A 7,168-nucleotide genomic window follows, 5' to 3' on the forward strand; every position below is an offset into this window, starting at 1 on the left:
CTCCATAAAAGAAATTTGATTAGCTCAAATTGTTTTGCTGGCATCAATTTTGATGTCCAAAATTTTTGTTTTGTTCACTAGCAAAAGCTAGCTACTAAAAACTTTATTGATTACGTTTTGCTTGTTCAGTTTTCAAGGTTCATAACGTCGCTTTTTATCGACAACTACTATATCTTATCAAATATAAATTTGGATGTCAATAGTTTTTTGAAAGTTTTTTTGGAGCGGGTGATGAGAATCGAACTCACGACATCAGCTTGGAAGGCTGAGGTTTTACCATTAAACTACACCCGCAAAATAATATTTTTATTTTTAAAAATGGCGCGCCCGGCAGGAGTCGAACCCACAACCTTCTGATCCGTAGTCAGACGCTCTATCCAATTGAGCTACGGGCGCAAATATAAATAATTAAACATCGACTTGGTGCGGCCGAGAGGACTTGAACCTCCACGGGGTTGCCCCCACTAGGCCCTCAACCTAGCGCGTCTGCCATTCCGCCACGACCGCATTCAATTAGGAACTTTCTTATTATACTATGATAATCAGAAAAATCAACCTTTTTTTCTTAAAAAGATGAGCCATGAAGGACTCGAACCTTCGACCCTCTGATTAAAAGTCAGATGCTCTACCAACTGAGCTAATGGCTCGAATTAAGAAATGAATGGCTGGGGTACTAGGATTCGAACCTAGGCATGACGGAATCAAAATCCGTTGCCTTACCGCTTGGCTATACCCCAATAAGTGGCGGTCCCGACCGGGATCGAACCGGCGATCTCCTGCGTGACAGGCAGGCATGTTAACCGCTACACCACGGGACCAATGTTACTACATTATAAATAAACAATACGAATAAAATGACCCCTACGGGATTCGAACCCGTGTTACCGCCGTGAAAGGGCGGTGTCTTAACCACTTGACCAAGGGGCCATGGCTCCGAAGGCAGGACTCGAACCTGCGACAACCTGATTAACAGTCAGGTGCTACTACCAACTGAGCTACTTCGGAATAATTCATGTTAATTGTCGTCGTTATCTTGTCGACTTTTACTATTATAGTGACATATCAAGTAAACGTCAACACTTTTTCTTAAGTTTTTTTATTCTAGTAATTTTAAACGACCTAAACATTTGCTACAACAGTATTTCTCGACATTCATTCTAATTTTTCTTACATATAACTGTTGGCATTTAACACACGAATATGTATAGGGTTGACGTTGCTTTTTTCGCAAAGTATTAGAAGTATGAAGAGTTGAACAAAACCGAGGGGCATTCACTTTTTTTAACAGCTCACGAAAATCTATATCTCGATGCTGATAACCCTTACCCTCTAAATGTAAATGATAGTGGCAAAGCTCATGACGAACAATGCCCTTTACTTCATCAAGACCATACAATTCATAGGCTTTTGGATTAATTTCAATATTGTGTGACTGTAAGAGATAACGTCCGCCAGTTGAGCGTAACCTTACATTAAAATATGCTTGATGCATAAAAGGCTTTTGGAAACTTTCTAATGATATTCTACTGACAAGCTCTTGTAGTTCCTCATTGTTCATATCAAGATCACCTCTAACAATAAGAATACCACACTGTGTAGTATAGACAGTGTGGTCTGATTTTATTACATTTCCATTGTTTGATTTTTAGGTGGTAACATAGTTAATGAAATGCGCCCTTTTTTCGCATCAATTTGTTCTACCCAAACTGTTACAATGTCTCCTAGCGAAACTACTTCTAAAGGATGCTTAATACGTTTTATTTGTAATTTAGAAATATGCACAAGTCCATCCTGCTTCACACCGATATCAATAAAGGCTCCGAAATCAACAACATTCCTGACCGTTCCCTGCAATTCCATGCCAACTTGTAAATCTTCCATCTTTAATACATCTGTTTTTAACAGTGGCTGCGGAAATGCATCACGTGGATCACGGCTTGGCTTCATTAATGTAGCTATGATATCACGGATTGTAACCACCCCAATATCAAGTATCTCACTTAAATTTTGAACATCCAGTGTAGCAATCGCTTCCTCAGCCTTCTGTGTACCAAGCTCATTTTTATTTATTTGTGCAACCTCTAATATTTGCTCAGCCAAACTGTAGCTTTCAGGGTGAATACCCGTTGCATCAAATGGATTCTTTGCTTCAGGTATACGTAAGAAACCAATTGCTTGTTCGTACGTTTTCGCCCCAAGTCGTGGGATTTTCTTCAATTGAGCACGTGTCTTGAACTGCCCATTTTCCTCTCGCATCTTCACAATATTTTCCGCAACAGTTTTTGATAACCCTGAAACATGTTGTAGTAAGGATGCCGAGGCAGTATTAACATCTACACCAACCTGGTTAACTGCTGTCTCTACAATAAACGTTAAGGATTCAGTCAATTTCTTTTGCGATACATCGTGCTGATACTGGCCTACTCCAACCGCCTTAGGCTCAATTTTTACTAACTCTGACAAAGGATCTTGTAGACGACGTGCAATGGAAACTGCACTACGTTGCTCTACCTGTAAATCCGGAAACTCTGCCCGAGCAATATCAGATGCTGAATAAACAGATGCACCCGCTTCATTGACTATCACATAGGCTATATAAGTATCAAGCTCCTTTATAACATCAGCAATAAATTGTTCTGTTTCTCGCGATGCAGTTCCATTACCAATAGCAATTATTTGAATTGGGTACTTTTCTAATAATCCCTTCACAAGTGCCTTTGATTTTGCTATGTCTGGCTTAGGAGGGTGAGGGTAGATGGCTGTAACCTCTAACATTTTCCCGGTTTCATCTACAACTGCTAACTTACAGCCAGTACGATAAGCTGGGTCTACACCTAATACATATTTCCCTTTCATAGGAGGCTGTAAAAGCAGATTGCGTAAGTTCTCTGAGAAAATATGAATAGCCTGTGCTTCAGCCTTTTCAGTAAGCTCATTTCGCAATTCTCTTTCAATTGAAGGCTGGATTAAACGTTTATAAGAATCCTCTATCGCAAGCTTGACCTCTACAATTGCTGGAGAAGAACCGGTTGCAGGAATCCATTCTTTCCACATAATCATTAATACACGCTCTACAGGAACATTTATCGTAACCTTTAGAATTTCTTCTTTCTCTCCACGATTTACCGCTAAAATACGATGAGGAACAATACGATTTACAGGCTCTTCATACTCGTAGTACATTTCGAAAACATTTTTATCATCAGCCTCAGCATTTTTCACACTTGTTACGAGTAGTCCATCTTTCCATGAATACGCACGAATTTTTTCACGGATTGCTGCGTCATCAGCAAAGCGCTCGGCTAAAATATCTCTTGCACCAGCTAATGCATCCTCTGTGTTTGTAACGTTTTCCCCATCTATGAATTCGGCAGCCAACTGTTCTAATATATCAGGGCGATATTCTACTAAAAGATCCGCAAGAGGTTCTAAGCCTTTCTCTTTTGCAATTGTCGCCTTTGTACGACGCTTTTGTTTATATGGTCGATATAAATCTTCTACCCGTTGTAAAACAATTGCTGCTCGGATAGCTTGTTCTAATTCCGGTGTTAACTTATTTTGTTCTTGAATTAAGCGAATAACCTCTTCTTTGCGTTGTTCAAGCTGCTGTATGTAGTGATAACGCTCCTCTACAGCTTTAATTTGCACCTCATCAAGGGACCCAGTAACTTCTTTTCGATAGCGCGCTATGAACGGTACGGTATTTCCCTCTTCTAATAATTTAATAACAGCCTCCGCTTGGCCTGGCTTAATTGCAACATCCTTTGCAATGAGCTGTAACAATTGCTTTTGATCCACATCATCACTACCTTTTTCTTTTCATTTTACCATTACACTTTACTAAAAATGCAAAAAAATAGTCTACCCAGAACATAGAGTAGACTATTTCAATAACTCAGGAGACATTTATTACTTTTGATTAGCTTATGCAATATATGCCTCCATATAAATGTTTAGAGCGAAACGCCACCATTTGCTAAGATAACCTCTTGTAATTTCTTTATTGCTTTTCTTTGTACTCGGGATACATGCATTTGAGAAATTCCTAATAGTTCTCCAGCTTCTCTTTGACTAAGCTGCTCTAAATATGTAAGCTGAATGACTTGTTTTTCTCTGTCATTTAAAACGTTCATGGCATCAGAAACAATTAATCTTTTATTGGTTATTTCATAGCCATCATCTACTTTACCCATTATATCAAATAAGGTTACTGTACTTCCGTCAGAATCGGACTCAATTGAATGATCCATAGAAAGAGCTTGATAACTACGGCTCATCTCCATAGCCTCTAGAACTTCTTCCTCTTCTACCTCTAATTGATCTGCAATTTCCTTGATAGATGGAGAACGCTGCAACTCAATGGTCAGCGCTTCCACTGTTGTTTTAATTCGTGGACCTAACTCTTTTATACGTCTTGGTACGTGAACATCCCATGTTTTATCGCGTAAAAAACGTTTAATCTCTCCAACAATCGTTGGTACAGCAAATGCTTCAAAACTACTACCAACATTGGTATCAAAACGTCTAATAGCACCGAGTAACCCTAGCATACCTACTTGAATAAGATCATCATAGTATGATTTTCCATTCGTATACTTACGTGCTATGGCTTCAACTAAATATCGATAATGAATCACTATATTTGTTTGCGCTTCATCATCCTCTGTTGATTGGTACAATGCAATCCACTCTAGTACATCTTCATTGGACGAAGACTTATGTAGTGATTCTTTCGACATTTTTTTCCACCTGCTCCCTAGTGACATACTTTGTCATAAAGACAGTTACGCCACCATCGTTATTAATCATCACCTCATCCATCAAAGTTTCCATTAAATAGAGTCCCAAACCACCTTCACGTAAACCAGCTATACTCTCTCCAGGATGATATGGACCAATTTTTGACTTTATTTCTTCAAAATTAAAACTATTTCCGTAGTCCGCAATCATCATTTCTAATTTATTTTCATACAAGGCACATCCAATAACGATTTCACCCTCTTCATCATCCTTATATGCATGATGTACTACATTCGTAACTGCTTCACTTGTTGCGATTTTTAAATCCTCGATATCATCATAATTAAAACCAACTCGGCTGGCCAAGCCAGAAACTGTTAACCGAATTACACTGACAAATTGCGGTTTTGCAGGAACCCTTATCTCAATATAATCAAATTCCTTCATTATCTTAATTCCACCTTTTTATCAGTTTCAATATCCATTAAATCGCTTAATCCAGTAATTTCAAATAATCTTTGTAATCTATTCGATAAACCAACAAGTTTTACTTTGCCATTCTCACGTAAAGCTTTTTTATAAAAGGCTACAAAAATACCTAAACCTGTACTGTCCATATAATTTACTTTTGATAAATTAAGTTCTATTTCTAACCCTTCAGTAATCTTTATAGCCTCTAGCTCTTCTCGAAGAACTGAAGCAGTAAAGGTATCAATCTCACCCTCTACAAACCCATATAATTTATAATCAATTTCTTTAAAATGTATCGCCATGTCCATATAGCACACCTCCACCATATTTGTTAGACTGTACTTCATTTCCCGCTTAGGGAAAAAATTAAACCTTCTAATCTTATTTTTTTAAAATAACGACTGTAAAATCATCTGATAGTTTAAAATCCTGTAGTTCTTCAATTTGTTTATAAAGAAGATTACATAGCTCTTGGGCTGTTAAATGCTTGTTCTGTGCTATCAATGCAGTAATAACCTCGCGTGAGTTCAATTCTTCATGTGATCTAAACTCTGTAACACCATCTGTCATCATCATGACGATATCATTTTTCTCTAAAGTAATTTCTTTATATATATACTTTGTCTCAGGCAGTACACCCAATAATAAACCTTTTGCCTCCAAAGAAAAAAATTCATCTTGTCTAGCACAATAATGAAGCGCTGGCTCATGACCTGCTGAAGCGTAGGAAAAAGTATCTTTTTGAATGTCCAAGCAACCGTAAAACATGGAAACAAACATACTATCATCCACGCCTTTTTCAATTACTCGATTAATAACTTCTAACACATATGAAGGATCTTTATAAGTATATTCCAAAGTTTCCAGACCATACTTCACCATAGACATGCATAAAGCGGCTGGAACACCTTTTCCTACCACGTCTGTTACCGCTACACTCAAATAATCCTCCCGACCATGTAAAAAATGTACATAATCTCCATTCATCTTACGAATTGGAATCGATATCATCCCTATGTCAACACTAGACAAATGCGGTACAACTGTTTTGAGTAATGTTTTTTGAATGTTTGTAGCGATTTTTATTTCCATTTCATATTCAGCCTGTTTCTGTAATAAGCTTTGGTGCTCCCTATGTGCCATGCCATAATGGACCATCACTTCAATTAGAAAATCATATGCTGACTGTTCCTCACTCATTCTATTAGGTAATATTTTGCTAACTGCATTTTTGTGAATGCTTACAACATCCTCTGGAGAAATATTCTTTTGGATTAACTGACGTGTAAAGTTTTGAGCAATATACAAATTCTTTTCAGTTTGGTCAGCCAAGTAATCCGACAAAATCTTCTTATATTGTGACTCTAATTGATTCAACATTTCCACATCCTATCGCAGCCATTTTTCAGCTCTGATGGTTGTACCCTCTCCGATAACTGAGTGGATGGTCATAGTATCCATTAATCGATTCACTCCTGGTAAACCTGCCCCAAGTCCTCCAGAAGTAGAGTAACCATCCTCCAGCACCTTGCGAACATCTTTTATTCCTGGACCTTGATCAGTTGCAATAATTATTATTTTCTTTTCTGTGTCCGTCTCAACTCTTTCGATTTCAATAAAGCCGACGTTTGCATATAAGTATATATTTCGAGCCAGTTCACTAATAGCTGTAGTTATTCTAGCCTGATCAACAGTGCCAAATCCAAGTGCCTTTGCTTCATTGCGCCCCAGTTGTCTTGCTGTAACTATATCCCATTCAGTAATAATTTCAACCGAAGACCTCATTGCCACCGCTGTCCCCCCAATTCCTTTCGCAGCTATACTTTACACTTTTATTCGACCCGAATTTTTTATAGTTGATTTCATTTCAAACTTATCTTATCAATTTCGCCTTGGCGTAATTGCGTCCGGATTTTGAATTGTGCCCGCACAATTCATTCCTTTGAAAATCCGTGAC

The 7,168-nt window shown here is 38.0% G+C and carries 7 protein-coding genes and 8 tRNA genes; all 15 read right to left on the minus strand.

Annotated elements, in window-relative coordinates:
• Window positions 1-220: 220 nt before the first annotated feature.
• Window positions 221-294: transfer RNA gene (locus AC1RNS_RS26045), tRNA-Gly, on the minus strand.
• A gap of 25 nt (window positions 295-319) precedes the next feature.
• Window positions 320-396: transfer RNA gene (locus AC1RNS_RS26050), tRNA-Arg, on the minus strand.
• A 25-nt stretch (window positions 397-421) separates the two neighbouring features.
• A tRNA-Leu gene (locus AC1RNS_RS26055) sits at window positions 422-507 on the minus strand.
• A gap of 67 nt (window positions 508-574) precedes the next feature.
• Window positions 575-647, minus strand: a tRNA-Lys gene (locus tag AC1RNS_RS26060).
• Window positions 648-662: 15 nt separating this feature from the next.
• Window positions 663-737: transfer RNA gene (locus AC1RNS_RS26065), tRNA-Gln, on the minus strand.
• Between the two features lie 5 nt (window positions 738-742).
• Window positions 743-818, minus strand: a tRNA-Asp gene (locus AC1RNS_RS26070).
• A 37-nt stretch (window positions 819-855) separates the two neighbouring features.
• Window positions 856-927 (minus strand) — tRNA-Glu (locus AC1RNS_RS26075).
• 1 nt (window position 928) lies between these two features.
• Window positions 929-1,005, minus strand: a tRNA-Asn gene (locus tag AC1RNS_RS26080).
• Between the two features lie 91 nt (window positions 1,006-1,096).
• The gene (locus AC1RNS_RS26085; RefSeq protein WP_492996718.1) at window positions 1,097-1,558 is read right to left on the minus strand and encodes a SprT family protein; all 462 of its coding nucleotides are present in this window, start codon (window positions 1,556-1,558) and stop codon (window positions 1,097-1,099) included.
• A gap of 65 nt (window positions 1,559-1,623) precedes the next feature.
• Window positions 1,624-3,798 (minus strand): Tex family protein, encoded by a 2,175-nt coding sequence (locus tag AC1RNS_RS26090; RefSeq protein ID WP_492996719.1) that lies wholly within the window; start codon window positions 3,796-3,798, stop codon window positions 1,624-1,626.
• Between the two features lie 155 nt (window positions 3,799-3,953).
• A complete protein-coding gene (gene sigB, locus AC1RNS_RS26095) occupies window positions 3,954-4,739 on the minus strand; it encodes an RNA polymerase sigma factor SigB (RefSeq protein WP_492996720.1) in 786 nt (261 codons plus the stop codon).
• Window positions 4,717-5,187 (minus strand): anti-sigma B factor RsbW, encoded by a 471-nt coding sequence (gene rsbW, locus AC1RNS_RS26100; RefSeq protein ID WP_492996721.1) that lies wholly within the window; start codon window positions 5,185-5,187, stop codon window positions 4,717-4,719. The genes sigB and rsbW overlap by 23 nt, the downstream gene beginning before the upstream one ends.
• A complete protein-coding gene (locus tag AC1RNS_RS26105; RefSeq protein ID WP_492996722.1) occupies window positions 5,187-5,519 on the minus strand; it encodes an STAS domain-containing protein in 333 nt (110 codons plus the stop codon). The genes rsbW and AC1RNS_RS26105 overlap by 1 nt, the downstream gene beginning before the upstream one ends.
• A gap of 73 nt (window positions 5,520-5,592) precedes the next feature.
• Window positions 5,593-6,591: a PP2C family protein-serine/threonine phosphatase gene (locus tag AC1RNS_RS26110; protein WP_492996723.1), complete on the minus strand. Its 999-nt coding sequence runs from the start codon at window positions 6,589-6,591 to the stop codon at window positions 5,593-5,595.
• 9 nt (window positions 6,592-6,600) lie between these two features.
• Window positions 6,601-7,002, minus strand: a complete 402-nt coding sequence (locus tag AC1RNS_RS26115; RefSeq protein ID WP_492996724.1) for an anti-sigma regulatory factor — start codon at window positions 7,000-7,002, stop codon at window positions 6,601-6,603.
• Between the last annotated feature and the right edge of the window lie 166 nt (window positions 7,003-7,168).

Source organism: Lysinibacillus sp. GW821-FHT14F06 (genome assembly GCF_058803665.1).